The 20,617-nt window shown below is 60.9% G+C and carries 19 protein-coding genes and 8 pseudogenes; 10 read left to right on the top strand and 17 right to left on the bottom strand.

Annotation, left to right across the window (positions count from 1 at the left end):
- Positions 1-178: 178 nt before the first annotated feature.
- A complete protein-coding gene (locus AC56QX_RS37375; RefSeq protein ID WP_497111020.1) occupies positions 179-1,600 on the bottom strand; it encodes an ISNCY family transposase in 1,422 nt (473 codons plus the stop codon).
- A gap of 197 nt (positions 1,601-1,797) precedes the next feature.
- Between AC56QX_RS37375 and AC56QX_RS37370 the strand changes: the two are divergent.
- The 5 genes and pseudogenes from AC56QX_RS37370 to AC56QX_RS37350 form a co-directional block, all read left to right on the top strand.
- Positions 1,798-1,917, top strand: a pseudogene (locus AC56QX_RS37370) (type IV secretory system conjugative DNA transfer family protein); the annotation flags it as partial.
- Between the two features lie 379 nt (positions 1,918-2,296).
- Positions 2,297-3,814, top strand: a complete 1,518-nt coding sequence (locus tag AC56QX_RS37365) for a transposase (RefSeq protein WP_497118174.1) — start codon at positions 2,297-2,299, stop codon at positions 3,812-3,814.
- A gap of 175 nt (positions 3,815-3,989) precedes the next feature.
- A complete protein-coding gene (locus AC56QX_RS37360; protein ID WP_183465509.1) occupies positions 3,990-5,033 on the top strand; it encodes an IS110 family RNA-guided transposase in 1,044 nt (347 codons plus the stop codon).
- 428 nt (positions 5,034-5,461) lie between these two features.
- Positions 5,462-5,707, top strand: coding sequence for a WGR domain-containing protein (locus AC56QX_RS37355; protein ID WP_183465712.1), 246 nt, complete (start codon positions 5,462-5,464; stop codon positions 5,705-5,707).
- A 119-nt stretch (positions 5,708-5,826) separates the two neighbouring features.
- Positions 5,827-6,105: an HU family DNA-binding protein gene (locus AC56QX_RS37350; RefSeq protein WP_464615072.1), complete on the top strand. Its 279-nt coding sequence runs from the start codon at positions 5,827-5,829 to the stop codon at positions 6,103-6,105.
- Positions 6,106-6,141: 36 nt separating this feature from the next.
- Here AC56QX_RS37350 and AC56QX_RS37345 read toward each other — a convergent pair whose 3' ends face one another.
- The 9 genes and pseudogenes from AC56QX_RS37345 to AC56QX_RS37305 all read right to left on the bottom strand — a co-directional run.
- On the bottom strand, positions 6,142-6,579 hold the full coding sequence (locus AC56QX_RS37345) for a TA system VapC family ribonuclease toxin (protein WP_475461667.1): 438 nt from the start codon (positions 6,577-6,579) through the stop codon (positions 6,142-6,144).
- Complete coding sequence (locus tag AC56QX_RS37340; protein WP_258580822.1) at positions 6,576-6,803, bottom strand: ribbon-helix-helix domain-containing protein; 228 nt, start codon at positions 6,801-6,803, stop codon at positions 6,576-6,578. The genes AC56QX_RS37345 and AC56QX_RS37340 overlap by 4 nt, the downstream gene beginning before the upstream one ends.
- 278 nt (positions 6,804-7,081) lie before the next feature.
- The gene (locus AC56QX_RS37335; protein WP_475461650.1) at positions 7,082-7,393 is read right to left on the bottom strand and encodes a DUF736 domain-containing protein; all 312 of its coding nucleotides are present in this window, start codon (positions 7,391-7,393) and stop codon (positions 7,082-7,084) included.
- Between the two features lie 701 nt (positions 7,394-8,094).
- On the bottom strand, positions 8,095-8,481 hold the full coding sequence (locus AC56QX_RS37330; protein WP_475461653.1) for a type II toxin-antitoxin system VapC family toxin: 387 nt from the start codon (positions 8,479-8,481) through the stop codon (positions 8,095-8,097).
- A complete protein-coding gene (locus tag AC56QX_RS37325; RefSeq protein ID WP_183455096.1) occupies positions 8,478-8,723 on the bottom strand; it encodes a type II toxin-antitoxin system Phd/YefM family antitoxin in 246 nt (81 codons plus the stop codon). Before AC56QX_RS37325 ends, AC56QX_RS37330 begins: the two co-directional genes overlap by 4 nt.
- A gap of 115 nt (positions 8,724-8,838) precedes the next feature.
- Complete coding sequence (locus AC56QX_RS37320; RefSeq protein WP_475461650.1) at positions 8,839-9,150, bottom strand: DUF736 domain-containing protein; 312 nt, start codon at positions 9,148-9,150, stop codon at positions 8,839-8,841.
- A gap of 641 nt (positions 9,151-9,791) precedes the next feature.
- Complete coding sequence (locus tag AC56QX_RS37315) at positions 9,792-10,085, bottom strand: type II toxin-antitoxin system RelE/ParE family toxin (RefSeq protein ID WP_183455094.1); 294 nt, start codon at positions 10,083-10,085, stop codon at positions 9,792-9,794.
- Positions 10,082-10,390 (bottom strand): type II toxin-antitoxin system RelB/DinJ family antitoxin, encoded by a 309-nt coding sequence (locus AC56QX_RS37310; protein WP_183455093.1) that lies wholly within the window; start codon positions 10,388-10,390, stop codon positions 10,082-10,084. The genes AC56QX_RS37315 and AC56QX_RS37310 overlap by 4 nt, the downstream gene beginning before the upstream one ends.
- A gap of 220 nt (positions 10,391-10,610) precedes the next feature.
- Positions 10,611-11,209 (bottom strand): annotated as a pseudogene (locus tag AC56QX_RS37305) (ArdC family protein); the annotation flags it as partial.
- On the opposite strand from AC56QX_RS37305, the pseudogene AC56QX_RS37300 reads away from it, so the two are divergent.
- Together AC56QX_RS37300 and AC56QX_RS37295 are read left to right on the top strand one after the other, a co-directional pair.
- Positions 11,206-11,860 (top strand): annotated as a pseudogene (locus AC56QX_RS37300) (IS256 family transposase); the annotation flags it as partial. The pseudogenes AC56QX_RS37305 and AC56QX_RS37300 overlap by 4 nt on opposite strands.
- A 115-nt stretch (positions 11,861-11,975) precedes the next feature.
- The gene (locus tag AC56QX_RS37295; RefSeq protein ID WP_497118790.1) at positions 11,976-12,323 is read left to right on the top strand and encodes a hypothetical protein; all 348 of its coding nucleotides are present in this window, start codon (positions 11,976-11,978) and stop codon (positions 12,321-12,323) included.
- A gap of 79 nt (positions 12,324-12,402) precedes the next feature.
- On the opposite strand, the gene AC56QX_RS37290 is transcribed toward AC56QX_RS37295, so the two are convergent.
- The 4 genes and pseudogenes from AC56QX_RS37290 to AC56QX_RS37275 all read right to left on the bottom strand — a co-directional run.
- Positions 12,403-13,314, bottom strand: a complete 912-nt coding sequence (locus tag AC56QX_RS37290) for a LysR family transcriptional regulator (RefSeq protein ID WP_497118789.1) — start codon at positions 13,312-13,314, stop codon at positions 12,403-12,405.
- 8 nt (positions 13,315-13,322) lie between these two features.
- Entirely contained in the window at positions 13,323-13,709 is a 387-nt protein-coding gene (locus tag AC56QX_RS37285) for a beta/alpha barrel domain-containing protein (RefSeq protein WP_497118788.1), read from the bottom strand.
- 25 nt (positions 13,710-13,734) lie between these two features.
- A pseudogene (locus tag AC56QX_RS37280) lies at positions 13,735-13,874 on the bottom strand (ferredoxin reductase); the annotation flags it as partial.
- 148 nt (positions 13,875-14,022) lie between these two features.
- Positions 14,023-14,233: pseudogene (locus tag AC56QX_RS37275) on the bottom strand (fatty acid desaturase); the annotation flags it as partial.
- 232 nt (positions 14,234-14,465) lie between these two features.
- Here AC56QX_RS37275 and AC56QX_RS37270 point away from each other — a divergent pair.
- Positions 14,466-15,497 carry a LacI family DNA-binding transcriptional regulator gene (locus AC56QX_RS37270; protein ID WP_258580834.1) on the top strand — a complete coding sequence of 344 codons (1,032 nt, stop codon included), beginning with the start codon at positions 14,466-14,468 and terminating at the stop codon, positions 15,495-15,497.
- An 84-nt stretch (positions 15,498-15,581) separates the two neighbouring features.
- On the opposite strand, the pseudogene AC56QX_RS37265 reads toward AC56QX_RS37270, so the two are convergent.
- From AC56QX_RS37265 to AC56QX_RS37255, 3 genes and pseudogenes are all read right to left on the bottom strand, one after another.
- Positions 15,582-16,569 (bottom strand): annotated as a pseudogene (locus tag AC56QX_RS37265) (IS5 family transposase).
- A 70-nt stretch (positions 16,570-16,639) separates the two neighbouring features.
- Positions 16,640-18,210: pseudogene (locus AC56QX_RS37260) on the bottom strand (thiamine pyrophosphate-binding protein); the annotation flags it as partial.
- An 88-nt stretch (positions 18,211-18,298) separates the two neighbouring features.
- Positions 18,299-18,430, bottom strand: coding sequence for a hypothetical protein (locus AC56QX_RS37255; protein ID WP_497118896.1), 132 nt, complete (start codon positions 18,428-18,430; stop codon positions 18,299-18,301).
- On the opposite strand from AC56QX_RS37255, the pseudogene AC56QX_RS37250 reads away from it, so the two are divergent.
- A pseudogene (locus AC56QX_RS37250) lies at positions 18,404-18,802 on the top strand (Lrp/AsnC family transcriptional regulator); the annotation flags it as partial. The gene AC56QX_RS37255 and the pseudogene AC56QX_RS37250 overlap by 27 nt on opposite strands.
- Before the next feature lie 288 nt (positions 18,803-19,090).
- Positions 19,091-20,584: a tyrosinase family protein gene (locus tag AC56QX_RS37245; protein WP_497118787.1), complete on the top strand. Its 1,494-nt coding sequence runs from the start codon at positions 19,091-19,093 to the stop codon at positions 20,582-20,584.
- The last annotated feature ends 33 nt before the right edge of the window (positions 20,585-20,617 follow it).

Genomic DNA, 20,617 nt, shown 5'->3' with positions numbered 1-20,617 from the left:
CCGGACATTTTAACTTAGCTGCTACAGTACATGTTGCAACCAAGTTTGAATGTCGCTTGGCCAGCAAAGTAGAAATGTCGCCACGGGGCAATTGGCGGGGCGGGGCGCAGCAATTTAGAAATGCGACAGTGACGCGCTTCTTGGCGCCGACGAGAGCGCCCGATCGGGCGACAGCTGGTCAGGGTTGCGCAGCCCGATCGGGTGCGGCTCCAGCCAAGCTCCCCGGCTTTAGCTTTGAGTGGCCCGCCAGTGCCTGTTCACGCCGGACGATGACCGCTGGATCGTTCATGAAATCCGTCCTTCGGCCAGGCTTCCTGTCGCGCTTCTGATAGCCAGTCTGTTCGCTGTTCGTCTTAATCTTCGGCGCGGGCCGAGCCTCATCTTGCTGGCTCTTGATCCATGACAGAACCTCGCCAAGCCGCTTGTTCTCGGTGACCGCGGCGTGGGTGACGCGCTGCTCTTTGTCGAAGATAGTGTAGGGCAGGGAGGATGCCTTCCATCGAACATCCAGGCGACCGTCCGCGAACTCGTAAATATCGACATATCTACCGACCAGGCCGCATGAGATATCGTTCTTCTCCAGCATGATCTGCTTGCGTTGGTAGGAGAAAGACAATTGCTGGCCGACATAGCGCTGCTCGCGTTTGCAGAGCAGGTCGCGGAGTCGATCGGCCGGCATGTTCAAGACACGATGCAGATTGTCCGGCCGGTTAGGGATCTTCGCAAACTTGTCGTTGAAGCTGGTCGTGAATGCCGGCAGAAAAGCGTTGGCTTCTTCGATATCTGAGATGCCAGCAAGACGCAGTTCCTTCACCAGCCGGTCCTGCAGCGTGCGATTGACACGTTCGACCCGGCCCTTGGCCTGACTCGAATTGGCGCACAGGATCTCGATGTTGAGCTCGGACAAGGCTCGGCCGAACTGTGTCATGCCGCGGCCGGCACGCGCCTCGGCCTTGGCAACCCGGAACACCGTGTGCTTGTCGGAATAAAACGCCACCGGGCAGCCGTGCGCCTCCAGATAGAGTTCCAACGCCTCGAAGTAGCTGAACGTGCTCTCCGACTTCACAAAACGTAGCTGCTGAAGCTTGCCGGTGGCATCATCGATAAAGACGAGCAGGGTGCATGCATCACCCCGCTCCTCGAACCACCGATGCTCGCTGCCGTCGATCTGCACGAGTTCGCCATAGGCTTCGCGCCGCAAGCGCGGTTGATGAAATGTCCGGCGCTGCTTGCGCGACAGCCAGATTCCGGCCTCTGCCATCCACTTGCGCAGCGTCTCGCGCGACACGACCAGGCCATGTTCCTCGGCCAGCTTCTCAGCCGCCAGCGTCGGACCGAAATCGAGATAATGTTCGCGGACCAGACAGACGGCGAAATCTCGAATGCCATCGCCAATCTCACGGTTTGAGCGTCGACCTCGCGCCTTGTGTCGTAGCGCGGAAGCACCGTCGAATTGGAATGCCTTCAAAAGCCTCTGGACCTGACGCCTGGTCAAGCCGAGCACATGTGCCGCCGTGACCGTTGTCATCCTTCGCTCGATGATCTTCGATAGAACCTCTATGCGTTGCAGCTCGCGTTCGCTCATCAACACCAATCCCACCTAGAGTCTCCCTCGCTATCGGTGCCGGGGAGAATGGCATCCAGCAAAGCGGAAGCGACATTCCTACTTTGCAGAAGTGGGACATTTTAACTTTGCGCCTACAGTACAAAGTCGCATAACATACATTATGGAACACCAGATTGTGTTGGTCAATCAGTGCGTTACGAAGAAGATCGCTCCAGGACCGCTGATCATCCCCTCATGAAGTTATACAAATACGCACCGATGAGCAGATCGTCTTCACCGCCGGCAACCCGCCGCTGCGCTGCGGCCGCGCGATCTACTTTCGGCGCAACGAATGCTTGAACGAGTTGGCACGAACAGGTTCGGGCCGAACAAGAAATGACCTGCCGGATCGGGCAAGGACTTCTCTCCCTGTGAAAGCTCCGGGGCTTCTCTACGGCGCGTTTTGGATAGCGCGTTCAGCCCCTCCGCTTCGCCGCCCACCAAGTTGGGCGGCGGCCCTTCGGGCTGGGGAACACGCGAGCCGTCGATCGCTGACCGTGCCGCAAGCGAATGCGTTCCATCAATACTGCGAAGCACCGGCAACCGATTGGGAACACTCATTGGACACGATCGGCTGCGGCGCGGCAATTAACGTGAGAGCGCGCATTGCATCGCCTGAACTGCTCCCGGATGTTGGGCCGTTGCGTCATCTGATTTGCTCCCCGCAGTTTTGGGGCGGGAGCAAATCAGATGAGGCGGATAAGCATGGCGACGCGGGATGAGCTGGTGAAGGTGGTAGCGGAGCGCTACGCCCGAGGCGATCGGGCAGAGAAGTCGCGCATTCTCGATGAATTCGCGGCGGTAAGCGGCGTTCACCGCAAGCATGCCATGCGGTTGCTGCGGAATGGACCACAGGCGCAGCGTTCGGGCCCGCGACCGGAGCGCCGGCTTTATGACGACGCCGTGCGCGAAGCGCTGATCGTGCTCTGGGAAGCTTCGGATCGCATCTGCGGCAAGCGTCTGAAGATGCTGATTCCAATTCTGGTGGAGGCGATGGAGCGTCACGGGCATCTGCACCTAACCGCCGAGATCCGCACACGGCTATTGGCGATGAGCGCGGCCACGATCGACCGCGCCCTTCGCGAGGTTCGAGACATCGCTGGTGGGCCGAGACGCCGTCGCAGTACAGCGTCCACCGCGCTGCGGCGCAGCATTCCGATCCGGACCTTCTCCGATTGGCAGGATCCTCCGCCTGGATTCGTCGAGGCCGACCTGGTGGCGCACAGTGGACCGACGACGCGGGGAAGCTTCATACAAACGCTTTGTCTTACCGACATCGCGAGCGGGTGGACGGAATGCGCGCCCTTGCTGGTGCGTGAACAGAAGCTGTTGAGCGAGGTGCTGACGGTATTACGGCGGCTCCTGCCATTTCGGCTTCTCGGATTCGACACGGACAATGACAGCGTGTTCCTGAACGAGACGATACGCGACTACTGTCTGAATGCCGGCATCGAGTTCACCCGTTGCCGTCCTTACCGCAAAAATGACCAGGCCTTCGTCGAACAGAAGAACGGCGCCGTGGTGCGACGCATTGTCGGGTATCGTCGGCTGGAGGGACTTGAAGCCGCTGCTGCCCTTGCACAGCTCTATTCGACGGTTCGGCTGTTCGTGAACTTCTTCCAACCCTCCTTCAAGCTGGCCGGAAAGGAACGGGACGGCGCCCGCGTGCGCAAGCGCTATCACCCTGCGGCAACACCGTGCCAGCGACTGCTGGCAGATCCACGCACGCCTGAACCGGTTCGTACCAGGCTTGCGCAAACACAGGCGAGGCTGGACCCGGTAAAGCTGCTGCAGGAGATGCGATCGGCGCAGCAGCGCCTCGTCGACATTGCCGATGAATCCTGCACGCCGGCGCTGGTGGTGAGCGATCCGGCGCTGGACCAGTTCCTGTCGGGTCTGCGGACGGCCTGGAAGGAGGGGGAAGTCCGCCCAACAGCAAGAGCCAGGTCGAGGCAAAAGCGAGGGCGTCGCCGACCGGATCCGCTCGTGAAGGTCACAGGCCAGTTGCGCGCGTGGTTCGACGAAGAGCCCTGGCGGACGAGCCGCGAATTACTGGTGCGTCTGCAGGCGGAGCAGCCGGGGCAATATCCTGATCCACTTCTGCGCACGCTGCAGCGCCGCTTGAAGATCTGGCGGAAGGAAAAGGCTCACGCGATGGTGTTCGGCCCAATGCACGTGGAGCCGGCAATCGAGCCGATCGCGCATTGATCGAATCCTAGCCCAGGGGAACATTATGGTGAGGCAACGGAAAGATCGTTCGGCAGCATTCCAGGGTGAGGCAATACGGCTTCTCTCCCAGATTGATGAGGTGGAACGGCCCGCTCCGACAGCATCAAGTGCTAACGTGGCCGTTGTTTCAACGCCACCAAGGAGGGACCGTTCCGTGACGCAGATTAACACCATCGGGCTAGATTTGGCCAAGCAGGTTTTCCAAGTTCACGGCGCAGACGCCGAAGGCGCGCCGCTGTTCAACAGGCGGTTGCGCCGGGCCGAAGTGCTGCGCTTCTTCGAGAAGCAGCCAACCTGTCTCGTCGGCCTCGAGGCCTGCGGCGGGGCACATTACTGGGCGCGTGAGATCGCAGCACTCGGCCATGACGTCCGGTTGATCCCGCCGGCCTACGTCAAGCCCTTTGTCAAGCGCGGCAAGACCGATGCTGCCGACGCCGAGGCGATCAGCGAGGCGGTAACCCGCAAGACCATGCGCTTTGTGCCGATCAAGTCGGCCGAGCAACAGGCGGCGGCGATGGTGCTGAGGACGCGAGCTCTGCTGCTGCGCCAAAGAACACAAGTGATCAACGCCTTGCGCGCTCATATGTCCGAATTGGGCATCATCGCGGCTGCCGGCCCGGCGAAGGTGGCGGCATTAGCCGCGATCGTGCGTGACCCGACAGATGCTCGCCTGCCTGCGGCGGCGCGCTTCGCCCTGACGGCCCTTGTCGACCAGTTAGACACTCTGAGCGAACAGGTCGAACGACTTGAGCGCGAGATCGTCACCGAGGCAAAGCATGACGAAGACATGCGCCGTCTGACCACGATCCCGGGCGTCGGCGCGATCACAGCGGCGACCGTCAAGGCGCTGGTTCCCGATCCGGACGGGTTTAGGTCGGGCCGTCACCTTGCCGCTTGGCTTGGGCTTACGCCGAGGTCGCATTCGAGCGGCGGCAAGGAGCTGTTGGGCGGCATCTCGAAGATGGGCAACACGGAGCTTCGATCTCTCCTTGTAAATGGCGCTACCTCTGTCCTGCGCCATGCCAGAAACAACGACAGGGCACTGCCCTGGTTGACCGCGTTGCTAGCGCGTCGGCCCTTCAAGGTCGTCGCCATCGCGCTTGCCAACAAGATCGCGAGGATCATCTGGGCCCTGCTAACGAAGGGCGGGACCTATCGGAAACCTGGTGTGATGGCGGTTCGTGCGGCAAACGCCTGAGGGCAGAGTACCGACACGAGCTACCGGAGAAGAGCCAGGAAGAGGCGAGGTGCATTGAGCAGACGATGATTCCACGGGACGAAATCCCGACGCGGGAGAGGCTTGCGCGACAATGTGCTTCGAGCACGTCAGATTGATCAGCCACCCGCTTCGCGGACTTCATCGAGGCCAGCGGTCATGGGCCGCGCTGAAAGGCCGGACATATGACTGCACCGTTCCCGCGTGATGAAATCGACTAAAAAAGCCCTTGCAACGCGGGCCGTTCCACATATGTCGCGCTATAATCGGCGTAGCACGACATTTCAGGCGAACAATCACGGCGCAGCTGGTGTATTGAGCCGAACGCATCAGCCGCATGAATCGGTCACGCGTGATCGATTCATCGAAGTCGTTGGACGTTGCTTCCAAAGGAAGCGAAGATTCCAGCTATGCCGAAACCTGTGACAGAACCGCTTCATCTTCGCCGCATCGATCCCGCTCGCAACATGTCTCGGTTCTATGTGCTGTCCATTCAGCCGACATTGTTCGGCGGCGCGTCGCTGGTCCGCAACTGGGGCCGGATCGGCACAAACGGCCAGGTGATGATGGAAACCTTCGATGAGCGCGCGGATTCCGACGAAGCGTTCTCCCGGCTCGAGCGCCGCAAACGTAAGCGCGGATATATGGCTCCGTAGGAAATCAGGCCGATCGCGCAGTCTTCCGGCATTTTTCAAGCGTTGCGCACGCGCGGACTACCAACCCCGTGTTGTTGTGAGCCAAACAGTGACCAGCAACAACGCGAGGAGCACGTTCCATGACGACCGCAAATGAGATCGCTGACAAGATTGCAGCCGACAACGGTCTGACGAAGATGCAGGCCAGGAGCATCGTCGACAGCGTGTTCAAGGCAATCGCCGATGTGGCCGCGAGCGGTGCCGAGACGAGCCTGCCCGGTTTCGGCAAATTCAAGGTGAAGGACACACCTGAACGCGAGGGCCGCAACCCGTCGACGGGCGCGACCATCAAGATCTCCGCCTCGAAGAAGCTGTCCTTCACGCCGGCAAAAGCCATCAAGGACGCGCTCAACGGCTGATCTTGCCGGGATACCTGACAGAAAGAGCCCGGCGGTCTAGCTTGTGGTGATCAGGTGTAGTGAAGACTTCCCGCTCTTCACGGCCGCCGCCGACAGCTTGCGGTCAAAGCTCGCAAGTTGGCCACCATGGGCCTTGGCGAGCGCAAGAAGATAGGTGTCGGTGACCTGTGCCGAGGTCAGGATTTTTGCAGCATCGATGTCGCCGGAGCCAACCAGGCTCACATCGTCGGGCCAGAAGCTGTGCCCCTGCAGGGCTCGCAACTTGGTAACGATTTGCGCAACGACGGCAGGCGAGCCGGGAGAATTAGGATATTTTTGGTTGCCGACGATGCGCAGGACGCCGTTTTCGGTGATGGGACAGGTAGCCCATGCGGCGTGGCCGGTCACTTCGAACCAGCCATGCGCATCGTCATGGGCGACATGGCCAGGATCGATCAGCGCGATCAGCACATTGACATCGAGCAGGAAGGTCACGGCAGCTCGTCACGTAAGGCGTTGACCGTCTCAAGCGTGACAGGAGGTGCATCCGGCCGAGGCGACAGCAGAGGAATCCCGTTGCGCTCGCTGCCGGCCTGCGGGCGGCGCAGCGAGCGCCGGGCGAGATCGGTGATGATCTCCCCCACGCTGCGATCCTGCTGCCGGGCCATGGCCTTGGCCGCGACCAGGACGTCGTCATCGATCGCCAGTGTCGTTCTCATATCGCCCTCCTTGGTGCGCATCAATCATCACGCATCATATAGAGCAGCGACGACAGATACTCAAGCGGCTCGAGTTATCGGACACGAAAGCCGCATCGCCGTTCCAGACGTCGACCAGTTCGGTCCACGCACCGCCCGGGCAGACGGGGATGTCGACGGAACCAAGAGCTTTTGCTGATGCGCGATGGTGCTCGTCATGTATGTGTCCTTTCGGTTGACCAGTTCGCCAGTGGAAGGCTGAAGGCCCCGCCTTGCGGCGGAGCCCTCGCGCGAGATCCTCAGTCCCGGTTTGATCGGGACCAGATCAGCTGCAGGCCTTCCTCGCCGTCAACTTCGATCAGGGTGGCGTAGATCGGAGCGGGGAAGCTCGGGTCGTCCAGCTTGACCGAGAGGTAGTCACGGCCTTCGGCGGAGACCTTCTGCCAGGCGGCGCCCAATTCGACGTTCGCCGCCGCGAAGATGCGGAAGTGCGGGCCCTTGTCCGAGGGGTTCTCGACGCGGACCAGCTTGGCCTTGACGTTGAGGTTGAGGGTTTTGATCGTGCCGGTGAAGCCGTTGCCGGTGGAGGTGAAGGTGCCTATGGTAGCCATTTGTCTCATTCCTTTGTTGGTCGGGCCGCGCCCATCGCGACCTCGATGACGGTCGGTGGAACGGAGGCGATCGACCCGCACCCACCGGGGTCCCCGTTGCGCGTGCGCAATGGGGTGGTCCTTAGGGCTGGAACGAAGTGGAAGGCGGCCGGGAGCGACTTTCTTGGATCGCGAGGAATGGCGGCGCAGCCGGCAGGGGAAGAAAGTCGCGCAGGCCGTTGCCGGGACAAGATCGAGAGCCCGCGCTGCGGGATCGGCCTTCGGTCAGACCAGTCACATCGAGGACGCAGATGGACGTGCTTTCGGAAACAGGAATGAAGACAGGCGTTCCACCACCGCCTCATCGCCATGAGACGGCGACTTGTGTGATCAACTGTCCGTCCGGACGACGGCCGCCTGCGAGATCTGCCCAGACCCAGTGGGCAGGGTCGTGCTCACAAGCACCAACGCCGACATCAGAACCGAGACGTCGTACTCGACGTCACTCGTCAGGCCGACCGGGTAATGGCATGGGGTCCGGAAGTGGTCCGTCGAAAATCCTGGAAAGAGCAGTGGATCAGATATTTGGGCGTCGTGCTTGGGGTCTCTGTTCGGCGCGTTTTCACAATAAAGGACTTGGGCGGGCGATGAACGGCGCGGGAGCGGCAGGAAGAAGGCCTCGCTGAAGCAGCCGATCTGTGGCTGGCTCCGGGCGGAGGTTATCAAAGGCGACGGACAGGCGCGGGATATTGTGCAACCAGATCGTCGACGGTCAGCAATGTAATGCCCTCGACGATCGACTGAGCAATCAGGATCCGATCGAAGGGGTCCTTGTGGATGGGGGGAAGCCCCTCCACGGCTATGGCATGCTCGCTTATGATTGGCAGCTCATAATAGCCGTTGTCGATCAGGGCCCTGCGCAAAAGACGCGCATCGACCGTGAAATCAGCGCGGCCCAGACCCCGTTTGATCGCAATCTCCCAGAGACTTGCAGCGCTGAACGTCAGGTCGTTGTCGGCATTCTCGATCTCAGCGAGGGCGGCAGGCGGGAGCTTGTCGGGCTCGCCCGCCGCCCAGAGCAGAAGATGGGTATCGAGCAGAAGTTTCATGCGTCGCCGCCAAACAGCTTCTCGATTTCCTCACCGGCCATGCGATCAAAATCGTCCGGAACGGAAAACTGCCCGGCCATAAACCCGACGCGACGCGTTTCGCCGGCCGCAGGAGCGTCTATCGCGACGACCTTCACCATCGGCTTGCCGGATTTGGCGATGATGAAAGATTCGCCCTTGGCCGCCTTGTCGATAAGGCGTGACAGATGCGTCTTGGCCTCGTGGATATTGACGGTGCGCATTGCTGGCTCCATGACTTAGTCCATGCAACTTAGTCTATGCGTGCCTGACGTTCAAGTGCAACTGCCGAAGAAGGCTGAAGGCCCCGCCTTGCGGCGGAGCCCTCGCGCGAGATCCTCAGTCCCGGTTTGATCGGGACCAGATCAGCTGCAGGCCTTCCTCGCCGTCAACTTCGATCAGGGTGGCGTAGATCGGAGCGGGGAAGCTCGGGTCGTCCAGCTTGACCGAGAGGTAGTCACGGCCTTCGGCGGAGACCTTCTGCCAGGCGGCGCCCAATTCGACGTTCGCCGCCGCGAAGATGCGGAAGTGCGGGCCCTTGTCCGAGGGGTTCTCGACGCGGACCAGCTTGGCCTTGACGTTGAGGTTGAGGGTTTTGATCGTGCCGGTGAAGCCGTTGCCGGTGGAGGTGAAGGTGCCTATGGTAGCCATTTGTCTCATTCCTTTGTTGGTCGGGCCGCGCCCATCGCGACCTCGATGACGGTCGGTGGAACGGAGGCGATCGACCCGCACCCACCGGGGTCCCCGTTGCGCGTGCGCAATGGGGTGGTCCTTAGGGCTGGAACGAAGTGGAAGGCGGCCGGGAGCGACTTTCTTGGATCGCGAGGAATGGCGGCGCAGCCGGCAGGGGAAGAAAGTCGCGCAGGCCGTTGCCGGGACAAGATCGAGAGCCCGCGCTGCGGGATCGGCCTTCGGTCAGACCAGTCACATCGAGGACGCAGATGGACGTGCTTTCGGAAACAGGAATGAAGACAGGCGTTCCACCACCGCCTCATCGCCATGAGACGGCGACTTGTGTGATCAACTGTCCGTCCGGACGACGGCAGCCTGCGAATCTGCCCAGACCCAGTAGGCAGGGTCGTGCTCACAAGCACCAACGCCGACATCAGAACCGAGACGTCGTGGCAGGATAGCAATGTGAGCGCTCGACGTCACTCGTCAGGCCGACCGGGGCATTCAACCGAAGCCGAGACTATGGCGCCGGTTCAGCAGAACGCTGCTGGCAACGGCGTATCGGGTGCCCGGCTTCAGTCGGGATCAGCGTCACCGTGCAGGCGATTGCATCACGGAAGCTAGTCGGACGAAAAGTCCTCGGGCCACATCTGCGCACCATGGAGAACACGCAGGATACGGATAGCATCATGGGTTAGAACGTAGGCTGCAATATATGGCGTTCGGGAGATGACCAGCTCCCGCGTGCCGGGCACTCGTCCAGGGCGTCCACTCTCGGGAAACTCGACCAGGCGGAGCACCGCCTGCGCGATATGCTCGTCAACGGCAGCCGCCGCGCGCGGGCTTTCGGCTTCGATATGGGTGAAGATGTCGTCGCGATCAGCAAGCGCAAACGCTGACCATTTCAGCCTCATGACTGGGTAGTTCCTGCCTTGCGTAGCGCGGCAGCGCGTCGGGATGCAAAATGCGTCTCTACATCTTCAGCGGTGACATCGGTCCGGGTATCTTCGAGTGCCTGCATCACCTTGGCGCGAAACCATGCATCATGAGCCTCGCTGTTGCTGATCAGTTCCAGCGGCAGTGCACCTTCATTGGCGGTTCGCGTCAGCAGGATGCGTACTACGTCGGAAACCGTCAGCCCCATGCCTTCAAGCACGGACGCCGCGCGGTCCCTGATGTTGGAATCGATACGTGTCTGCACGAGTGCGTTTGTCGCCATGGTTGTCTCCTGTCTCGAATCCACAATGTAATGCACTTGAATGACTGCTGCTAGCTACGACGACCACACACTAATCGTGGCATCGCTGGCGAAGAATGCAGGCGGCTCCCCTGCGGTGGCAAGGCGCAGGCGGCCTTCAATACCCTCGCTGCGAACGCAGCGCGGCCCTTCAGCGCTCTGGGATGGCCCAGCGCCATCCCATGCGATCGGAGATGCAGTATCACGCAGCGTGCTCGACCAGTGTCCCCTGCGGCTGGAGATCATGCAGATAGTTGACCGCCCGCTGGGCATGGGCCGCCGCGGCGAAGATGAAACGCTTCTCGTTCCTGAGAATGTCGAGCCAGCTCGCAAGATAGCTTGCGTGATCGGACCTCGGCTCGAGCTCGGGAACGATGCCGAGATCGGCCGCCAAAAAGCAACCGCCCAGATCGGCCACGAGTTCCTCGTGCGCTCTGAAGGAGCGATTCTTGTGATACTGGGCGAGATTGCGATCGAGCCGCCTGTCAGACCCGACCCAATGGGTCAGTTCGTGCCCAAGAGTCGCATCGCATAGTAGCTGGGCGCGTCGCGAAAACTCTCGAACGGCGGCATTTGCACGACATCGAGAGCCGGATTGAAATAGGCCTTATCCCCACCGTGCCGGATGACAGCACCGGTGTTCGCGAAGAAGGTGTCCGCGTTTTCGATCCGCTCCACCGGATCGGCTACCGGAGCGGGATTGCCGTAATATTGTGCCGGAAGCCCCTCGATCTGGTCGGCGCAGAACACCGTATAGGCCTTGAGGAAGGGAATGCCGCGCTCGACCTCTTCGCCATGGGCAAAACGCGGACGGCCGGCGCGAGGTGCTGGGCATGGAGGTCGGCACGTCTGAGGCCGAGCCGATCTGGACGGAGTTTTTGCGCAAGCTGACCCGCCGCGGCCTCAGGGGCGTCAAGCTCGTCGTCTCCGACGCGCACGAGGGCCTCAAGGCGGCCGTCACCAAGGTGCTGTGCGCGACATGGCAACGCTGCCGCGTCCACTTCATGAGGAACGTGCTGGCCCATGCCGGCAAGAGCGGGCGCCGTGTCGTCTCCGCCTTCATCGCCACCGCGTTTGCCCAGGAGACGCCAGAAGCCGCCAGCACCCAATGGCGTGCCGTCGCCGACCAGATCCGGCCGAAGGTGCCAAAGCTGGCGACAATCATGGACGACGCCGAGCCCGACGTGCTGGCCTACATGACCTTCCCCAGAGAGCACCGCGCCAAGCTGCATAGCACCAACCCCATCGAGCGCCTCAACGGCGAGATCAAAGCGCAGGACCGAGGTCGTCGGCATCTTCCCCAACGATGACGCCATCGTCCGCCTCGTCGGCGCGCTCCTGCTCGAACAGAATGACGAATGGGCCGTGCAGCGTGCGCGCTACATGACGCTGGAAACCATCAGCCAAATGAGCGATGATCCTCTCACCAGCCTGCCAGCCGTGGCACGCTGATCATCCCGGCCCTATGCCGGAGAGCGCGGCGACCAAGCCGTCAGCTACACCACTCCCTGGGACACGATCCACATGGGCAGTAATAGGACGTGAGGAACCAAAGGGAAAACGTACAATGATCACCTCACCAAAAGGCCTCTCGAAGCCCTCGACGAAAACTCTGCTCGGCCGCCAGACAGGCGTTTCGCGGGAAACAATCTTGGCGGTGGCAATGGCTGGTCGGGCTCTGCCACCGCTCTTGCTGCCGCTGCGCGAAAGGGCCAAGCGCAAGCGTTCGACCTGGATTCAGTATTCCCCTCGTCGGCAGTGGCGACTGGCATCGCGTCTTTTCTGCTTCGTGCACGGTTGCGGCCTTCGGGATCGATGTCCCGCCTGCCGCGGCGGGATTGCCGCCTTCGATCAGACGGAGCTGATCCCGCAGCATTTCTGCCCCGCGCTGCTACCTCAATTTCCTTACGGCTGAATCAATGTGACACCACCGTCCGCACCCATGCACCAACGCCGCAAAGCGCCGCTTGATCAACCCAGTCACCCAAATTCCGTCATAGCTCTGGCCGAGATGCCTCCTGCATCATTATCTCTCGCATCCAGATGCTTGCCGGATCGCTATTGTGGAGAGCCGGCCACTGGGCGGCTTCGGTGAAACCGGGAAGCGGCAGCGGAAGTTCGACAACCTGAAGGGGAAACGTGTTTTCGAAATGCCTGACCAGCCGGAGGGGCACGGTCGCTATACGAGCTGTGCCGGACACCATGGGCGGGATCATGCTGAAGCTCTGCACGACGACTTCGACACGTCTTTTAAGACCATGCTCAAGCAAGAACCCTTCCTCGATGGAGGGCTTCAGGAAACGTCCGAACCTGACGCAGACGTGCCTCATCGACATGTATCTCTCGAATGTAAGGTGCCGTGGCAGCTGCTTGTTCGTGGGACAGCCTACGCATACGAGCCTCTCGTGGAAAAGCGCCACTCTTGGATGCGCGTTCGACATGAACACATCCGGAGTGATCAAAAAATCGACCTCACCACGCCGGAGGACCTCATCGGGGCTGCCGTGGAGAGGCATCAATTCGAAGCTGACGGCGGGGGCTTCCCGGGCAACACGCTCCACGACCGTTTCAAAAAACACGAGCGCGGCGAAATCGGAAATAATGATCCTGAAGCGGCGATCGGATCTAGCAGGGTCAAACGGATCCGACGACATAATCGAGGACTGGATGTTTAGGAGAGTCTCGCGGACTGCGGGGCCAAGTGCTGCTGCACGTGATGTCAGAATACGTTCTCGGCCGCTCATGCTGAACAGTTCATCGCCGAAAAAATCGCGCAGCCGGGCGACGGCCGCACTCATGGCCGGCTGACTGAGGTTGATGCGGCGTGCCGCCGCCGAGAGATTGCGCTCGGCCAGCAGGGCGTCGAGCACGACGAGAAGGTTCAGATCAAGCCCTTTGAAACGCATGTCTGCGGCTATCCATCCGTCCAGGTGGCCCGCGATGGGATCAACCCGACATGGCCGATCACCGGAATGGCCTCGTCGGAGAGCCGCTTCACGGTCGCTAGACTGGCGCTGCAATAGACGGCGTCGGCGCTCGCCTTGTAGAGCGCGAAAGCCCAGCGCACAAAATCGTCCGCCGTGCCGACCTCGAAGAAATTGACGCCCGGCACCGCAAACAGGCTCGGCGCAACCTCGCGGAAATGCGGAAGAACCATGATCTCAGGCGGCACCGAAACCATGTCGACGCCGGCCTTCTCGGAAGCCTCCAACTCGTCCAGCATCTCCACGCGGATCATCGTGAACTGATACTTGCCTTTCAAGGCGCGGATATGCGCTACCGTGGGTCTCTTCCTGCTCATCGGCTGCACCTCCCATTTTGCGCGATCATGACGCCAGCAACGTCTTGAGTTTCACGTCGGGCGACATCAGTTCCGAGGGTCCGGCCGCGCCCGCCTCGCGATCAGCATGTCGGCCAGGCGAATGTCGCGGGCCACGGCGTTGCCGGGACCGATGCCGCTCGCCAAAAGCACATGTCTGTCCGCGGCCGGCGCCGCAGGCCTCGATCCAATCCGTCACTTTCATCTCCGTGGATCTTGTCTGATCGAAGTCGGAGGCGGCGGCGGGCCGCCGCCTCCGTAGCCTTGGGAGGCTGTTGTTCCGCGGCAACTTGGTTTCGGCGTGGAACTCTTCGCGATACGGCCGCGCCGTTGGCGGCAGCTCGCGCTTGACGAAGTAGTCCTCGTTGCGCAACTGGCGCAGGAAGGTCGGGATCATTTCGCCGGTTGCCGGTGATCGACGGCGACGGCTGGTCGTGCTTGACCAAACCGTTCAGCTTCAGCAGCGCGTGGTGCGGCACCATCGGGAACCTGTGGTGCTTGATATGCTCGACGGCGCGCTGCGCGTAGCGCCCTATCAGACTGTAGTCGCGTTTCGTCTGCCTATAGTCGTCGGCTGCGGCAGTTGCCCTCATCACGATCTTCCTTTTTCAGGCTAGGACCCAGGCTGACAAACCGTAATGCAACAGAACTACCATATTCAATCATTTACCTCAACAGCGCTTGCAATTTTTCTATCATCTACTATCATTCCTTCGAAACCCTCAAAGGAGGCTAGCCTTGGCCAAGCGACCAACGGTTTCGGATTTGGCTCGGGCATCCGGGGTCAGCGTGGCGACGGTCGACAGGGTTTTGAACAGCCGCCTTCCGGTGCGCGAGGAGACGGCGCAGCGGGTCTACGAGGCGGCGACCGTCATCGGCTACCATGCCGCGCCCCTCATCAAGCAGCGGATCCGCCAGGATCTCCCGGAATACCGGCTGGGCTTTCTTCTGCAGAAGCCCGAGCAGCATTTCTATCAGGAGTTCGCGCGCGAGTTGGAGGCCGCGACGACCCATGCGTCGCGGTTCCGCGGCGTTGCGGTCATTGATTTCTGGTCGAGCCAGGCTCCCGAGGACATCGTCGTCCATCTGGAGAAACTGGCAGCGAAAACGAACGCCGTCGCGTTGGTCAGCCCCGATCATCCAACGGTCACGGTCGCCGTGGAGAGCTTGAAGGCCCGCGGCATTCCGGTGTTTTCGCTCCTGTCCGATTGCGCCTCCGGCGTACGGGAGGGCTATGTGGGCCTCGACAACCGCAAGGTAGGACGCACCGCCGCGTGGATGATCGCGAAGTGCGCTAGGCGGCCCGGCAAGGTCGCGGTGTTTGTCGGCAGCCACCGCTTTCACGGCCAAGAGTTGCGCGAGATCGGCGTGCGCGCCTACTTCCGGGAACACGCACCGGACTTCATAGTACTTGAGACGCTGGTCAATCTCGAGACGGCCGATTTGACCCACGATGCAATGCTCGACCTGCTCGAGAGGCATCCCGATCTCGTCGGGTGCTACATAGCCGGGGGCGGCATGGAGGGAGCTATCACGGCGGTGAGAATGGCCATGCCTGCCCAGCCTCCGGTCATGATCTGCAACGAGATAACGCCTGAGTCGCGCGCTGCACTCGCCAACAACATCCTCACCATGGTGCTCGCAACGCCGCTGGCGCGGCTGGGCAGCGATCTCGTCGATCTCATGGCGCATACCATCAAGGACGGCGCCGCCAACGCGCCGGGACAGACCTTCCTGCCCTTCGACATCTACCTGCCGGAGAATATCTAGGCGTCTCTGTGATAAAATCTATCATAGATGGGCGGTGGTGCATGGGTCCGGACTTGAGCGGATGTCGATCTTTGAAGCGGCAGACTATGCCGTGGCCGCCTTGCGCCGGGCGGATTTCGGGCGTGCGCAGGCAAGCATGGGTTGAGGACGGCGCAGCCGATGGCGACTTCGGTCTGCTGAACGGGAAGCGACCGTGCCCGCAAACGCCGCCCGATGGTGGACTTGTATCGCCCTATGGCGGTCTCGACCAGCGAGCGTTTGCCATAACCGTTGGAGACCTGCCATTTCATCCGGCCGTCTCTGCCGATTGCGGCGATATGCTGGTCCCTTTGGCCGGCAGGTCTATCGTCGAATGGTTCGACGCGTTGACGCGAGGCGGAATGACGATTGCGGCGGCAGCGCTGTGATCGATGACTGCGTCGTAAGTCGGTTTTCCGTCATAGGCGCCGTCAGCAGTAAACTGTCCGATCGGACCGCCAATCTGGTCGAGTAGTGGCTCAACTTGAGAGACATCGCCAGTGTCCTGATCAGTCAGGGTATGGGCAATGATCTCGCCGCTTTCGGCATCCAGTGCCAGATGCAGCTTGCGCCAACTGCGACGGGATCTGGCGCCGTGCTTCTCCTCCAGCCACTGACCCGCGCCGTAGACCTGCAGGCCGGTGCTGTCGACAAGAACATGCACTGGTCCCTCCGGCGCAACCTGGCGATCATGCCGTTTGTTGGGCGATTGCCATGTCCGCGCCCGACGGCTCAGGGTGGTATGATCGGGGACAGCGAGCGCCAGCTCCATCAGTTGCAGAACCGATTCCAGCAAGCCTTCTGCCTGGCGCAGCCGCAGGCCAAACACAAGGCCCAGCGTCAAGGTGGTCTCGATCGCCAGATCAGAATAGCGGTGCTGGCCGCCACGTGTCTTGCGTCTTGGCGCTTGCCACCCGGACAGGGCTTCCGGCGTCACCCACAGGGTCAAACTGCCGCGATGACGAAGTCCTGCCTCATATTCTGGCCAGTTCGTCACCCTGAACTTCATCTTCTCAATATGATGGCGGCGGCTGGTATTGTGTTTGAAAGGCATGGCTACGCTACAAAGGCTATTGCGGTTACCGCTTGCCTAAACCGACACCAATAAACGATCCGTGCACCAACGCCCCACGCTGGATGAACGGGTCGTAGAGAGTGCCGATCGGCAGCAGCCGCTTGCCGAAGATCGAATGCGACAGCCCGAGCGCCGAGAGCAGGATGAAAAGATTGTTCTCGGCAATGCCCAGTTCCAGATGCTGGCCCGACGTGCCGAACTCCCATTTCTGCGTCGAGGCAATTCGTTCGTTGCGGAACGTGTCCGCCAGCGATTCCCTGGCGAAGAGGCCGCGCCGGTTCACCCATGGGCCAAGATTGGTCGAAACAGTCACGTCCGGCGAGATGGTGACAATCGCATCGGCAAGCGGTCCGCCGGCACGCGCGATCTCGTCGAGAATCCGGCCAAAGCCGATCTGGGTGGAAACGCTGCCCTTGGCTTCCGAGACAAGGTGATCGGGAACCAGGATGCGCTGCGCGTGACGGCGCCGCTGACCTTTTGCCACGAACGGAACCGCGTCGAGGAAACGCCGCAACTGCAACTCCTCGATGTCCAACCCTTCGAAATGATCCCACTCGCGCCCCTCGGCGACGGACATCGACGCGCAAAACATCGCCATCTGGTCCTTGGTCATCAGGCCGGCATGATTGTCCTTGTGACCGGCGAGCGGCAACCCGAAACCCTTGATCGTGTAGGCGATGAAGCAGGTCGGCCGGTCGTTGCCGCGCGCCGTTTCGAACGCTTGGAGCAGCGCTGGCAGATCGTGCCCACCCAGATTGGTCATCAGGGTTGCGAGTTCCGCATCGGACCGCTGGTCGAGAAGAGATGCCAGTCCCGGCTTCTCGCCGATGTCGGCCAGAAGGCGCTTGCGCCAGGCAGCGCCGCCCTGGAAGGTCAATGCCGAATAGAGCTGGTTCGGACAAGCGTCGATCCATGCTTTCAACACCTCGCCGCCCGGCTCAGCGAATGCGGCTTGCTGGAGCGAGCCGTATTTTAGGATGACGACGTCCCAGCCGAAATTCCGAAATATGCTTTCGAAGCGTTCCCAAAGGCCTTCGCGCACGACTGCATCGAGGCGCTGGCGGTTGTAGTCGACGATCCACCAGCAATTGCGCAGGCCGTGCTTCCACCCCTCCAGCAGTGCCTCAAAGATGTTGCCCTCATCCATCTCGGCGTCGCCGATCAGCGCCACCATGCGGCCCTCGGGCATGGCTTCGTCGCGGGCGCCGAGATAGTCCTGCACCAGCGAGGCAAACAGCGTTTGTGCGATCCCTAGTCCGACCGAGCCGGTGGAAAAATCGACGTCATCGACGTCCTTGGTTCGCGACGGGTAGCTCTGCGCGCCGCCAAACGCACGGAACCCTTCAAGCTTCTCCTTCGTCTGATTGCCGAGCACATACTGGATGGCATGAAACACCGGTGAGGCATGCGGCTTCACCGCGACACGGTCCTCAGGTCGCAACACCGAAAAGTATAGCGCGGTCATAATCGTCGCCAGCGACGCCGACGATGCCTGATGGCCGCCGACCTTCAACCCGTCGGAGGTTCGCGCAAATGATTGGCGTTGTGGATCATCCACGCCGACAGCCACTGCACCTTTTTCTCCAGCGCCGAGAGCGCCGCCAATTGCCTGTCGTCCAAGTGCCAAGCCTCCTGGTGAAATCGATGGAAATGATAGGCCTGAGGAAAAGCCGATTGTCGCTAAATTTGCCTGATTTCGGCAGGTGTTTTAGTTCCTTTCATCAAGATCGATGATTGGAGTGAGATTCCATGCCAAAAACTCATTGACCAGATTGATCGCAAGATCATCGCGTCGCTCCAGGTCGATGGCAGGATGACGGCGCAACAGCTTGCTGATCAAGTCGGCCTTTCGGCCTCGCCCTGCGCGCGCCGGGTCCGCCTGATGGAGGATCGAGGGGTGATTACCGGCTATGCCGCGGGTGATCGACCAGGATCTCGTCGACCTGCCGATCTCGGTATTCGCGTCGATCAAGCTGGAGCGCCAGCGAGAGAACGAGCTGGAACAGTTCAACACCGCGATCGCTCGCTGGCCGGAGGTCGTGGATTGCTATCTGATGACAGGCCAGCGCGACTATTTGCTACGCGTGGTGGTGCGCGACCTGCACGCCTATGAACGCTTCCTGAAGGAAAAACTGACGCGGCTGGCGGCGTCGCTTCGATCGAATCCAGCTTTGCGCGTGCCCAGATCAAACGGTCAAACCGGCTGCCGATCGAAGCGTGTTTTTTTGTGCAATCGTCTAAGCAAATCAGGCGGTCGCATGCTGCCGTGGGTTTGGACGTCGGGCGCTGCGCCTCTCTTCAATTATGTGCCCTGCAGGCTTGCGCTCGATGATGATGTGGACAGGTTGTTTACATCATCAGGGTTAAGCGAGAATGGTGTAAAATCTACCATACTGTCGGGAAGTAATATGATAGGCTGCTCAAGCAAGGTTACATAGACTAGTGTTACGCGCCTCCGGCGAGGTGGGCCGGCTCGGCGACGCTCAAACAGGGGGGTAAGATGGTCGACAAGCGCAAGGACGCCTGGAAGCTGGGCGCAGGTTGGAACGAAACTTTACTTTGGTACGCAAAGGCAGTGATCGAGTTGAAGACGCGTCCTGTCACCGATAGGACGAGCTGGCGCTACCTCGCCGCGATGCATCAGTTCGACCGCGACCTTTGGATTGACCTCAAAATCATCGATAAAAAGACGCCACTGCCGCCTGCCAGTGACACCAATATCACCTGGAACCAGTGCCAGCATTCATCCTTCTATTTCCTTCCGTGGCATCGCGGCTATCTCGCGCGCTTTGAGGATATCATCGCGGCAACCATCGTCTCGCTTGGTGGAAAACCCGGCTGGAAACTGCCCTATTGGAACTATCTCGATGCGGCCAACCCGAACGCACGCAAGATACCCGAAGCATTTCTCCTAAAATACCTCCCGGACGGCACGACGCGAAACCCCCTCGAGGATGTTCCGCGCTATGGCCAGAAAGTCCTCGGTCCAGAGCCGCTGCTTCAAATCGATGACATCGACCTGTCGGCGATGGGCGAATCTGACTTCACCGGCTCAGTTAGTTTTGGGGGCAGCAAGACGCTTTTCTCTAATCCCGATATCGGCGTGCGGGGGCAACTAGAAAACGTCCCGCATGGTTCGGTCCACGTCCTTGTTGGCGGAGCCCGCCCGGCAAACGCAGGCGAAGGCTTCCTTTCCGCCTTCGAGACGGCCGGGCTGGATCCCTTGTTCTGGCTCCATCACTGCAACATCGACAGGCTCTGGGCTGCGTGGATGACCAAGCCTGGGGTCAAGACGGAGGCAGGCAAGCAATGGCTCGACGGTCCGTCCAACCGAGCCTTTGCCGTTCCGAGAACCGATGGCTCGGGATTGGAAAATTACACGGCGCGCGATACTCTGTCCGGCGGCAAGTTCTATCCTAAATATGACGACCTCCATGCGGGTACCGGTGTTCCGGTCCCGCCGACCGCCGGCGGAGCCGTCACCGTCGCGCAAGGATCAGCGGCAATGGCCGAACCGAAAGTCATCGGAGCAAACAGCGAAAAGGTTACACTCGGCGTCGGTCCAGTCGAAACTGCCGTGAAGATCGCCTCGCAGGAGGGCAAGGCCATGGTCACGGCCATGGGACCGAATGCGCCCGAAGCAGCGGCGGGCAAGCGGACGTTCCTCAAGTTCGAGAATATCCGCGGCGTCAGCATCGCGGGAGGTCTCAAGGCTTATGTCAATGTTCCGGTGGGCGCCGAAGATGATGCTCTTCCGCAAGATCATGTCGCGGGGAGTGCCGCCTTGTTCGGTCTTGCCAGCGCTTCCAAGGTGGACGGCCAGCATGGCGGCAACGGCATCACGCTTATCTTCGACATTTCCGATCTTGCACGACGCCTTGTCAATCAGGGCGATTTCGATCCCGCGCGTCTGCGGGTGAAAATCGTCTCGGCGCACGAGGGCGGCGACGCGGACCCAATTACGATCGAACGCGTCAGCGTCCTTAGAGGCTGATGCGGCTGCTGTCCGCTCTTGGTGTGAGAGGGG

Source organism: Mesorhizobium sp. RCAM 06353 (assembly GCF_059683585.1).
The sequence above is the reverse complement of the archived record's forward strand: the minus strand, read 5'-3'. Positions and strand labels throughout refer to the sequence as shown.

What these genes read in the sequence shown, in the direction of transcription:
- AC56QX_RS37285 (WP_497118788.1), bottom strand. Translation starts at nt 13,709, where the DNA reads ATGAGCAGGAAGAGACCCACGGTAGCGCATATCCGCGCCTTGAAAGGC.
- AC56QX_RS37335 (WP_475461650.1), bottom strand. Translation starts at nt 7,393, where the DNA reads ATGGCTACCATAGGCACCTTCACCTCCACCGGCAACGGCTTCACCGGC.
- AC56QX_RS37340 (WP_258580822.1), bottom strand. Translation starts at nt 6,803, where the DNA reads ATGAGAACGACACTGGCGATCGATGACGACGTCCTGGTCGCGGCCAAG.
- AC56QX_RS37325 (WP_183455096.1), bottom strand. Translation starts at nt 8,723, where the DNA reads ATGCGCACCGTCAATATCCACGAGGCCAAGACGCATCTGTCACGCCTT.
- AC56QX_RS37355 (WP_183465712.1), top strand. Translation starts at nt 5,462, where the DNA reads ATGCCGAAACCTGTGACAGAACCGCTTCATCTTCGCCGCATCGATCCC.
- AC56QX_RS37290 (WP_497118789.1), bottom strand. Translation starts at nt 13,314, where the DNA reads ATGCGTTTCAAAGGGCTTGATCTGAACCTTCTCGTCGTGCTCGACGCC.
- AC56QX_RS37315 (WP_183455094.1), bottom strand. Translation starts at nt 10,085, where the DNA reads ATGAGGCTGAAATGGTCAGCGTTTGCGCTTGCTGATCGCGACGACATC.
- AC56QX_RS37330 (WP_475461653.1), bottom strand. Translation starts at nt 8,481, where the DNA reads ATGAAACTTCTGCTCGATACCCATCTTCTGCTCTGGGCGGCGGGCGAG.
- AC56QX_RS37245 (WP_497118787.1), top strand. Translation starts at nt 19,091, where the DNA reads ATGGTCGACAAGCGCAAGGACGCCTGGAAGCTGGGCGCAGGTTGGAAC.
- AC56QX_RS37310 (WP_183455093.1), bottom strand. Translation starts at nt 10,390, where the DNA reads ATGGCGACAAACGCACTCGTGCAGACACGTATCGATTCCAACATCAGG.
- AC56QX_RS37350 (WP_464615072.1), top strand. Translation starts at nt 5,827, where the DNA reads ATGACGACCGCAAATGAGATCGCTGACAAGATTGCAGCCGACAACGGT.
- AC56QX_RS37320 (WP_475461650.1), bottom strand. Translation starts at nt 9,150, where the DNA reads ATGGCTACCATAGGCACCTTCACCTCCACCGGCAACGGCTTCACCGGC.
- AC56QX_RS37295 (WP_497118790.1), top strand. Translation starts at nt 11,976, where the DNA reads ATGATCACCTCACCAAAAGGCCTCTCGAAGCCCTCGACGAAAACTCTG.
- AC56QX_RS37365 (WP_497118174.1), top strand. Translation starts at nt 2,297, where the DNA reads ATGAGGCGGATAAGCATGGCGACGCGGGATGAGCTGGTGAAGGTGGTA.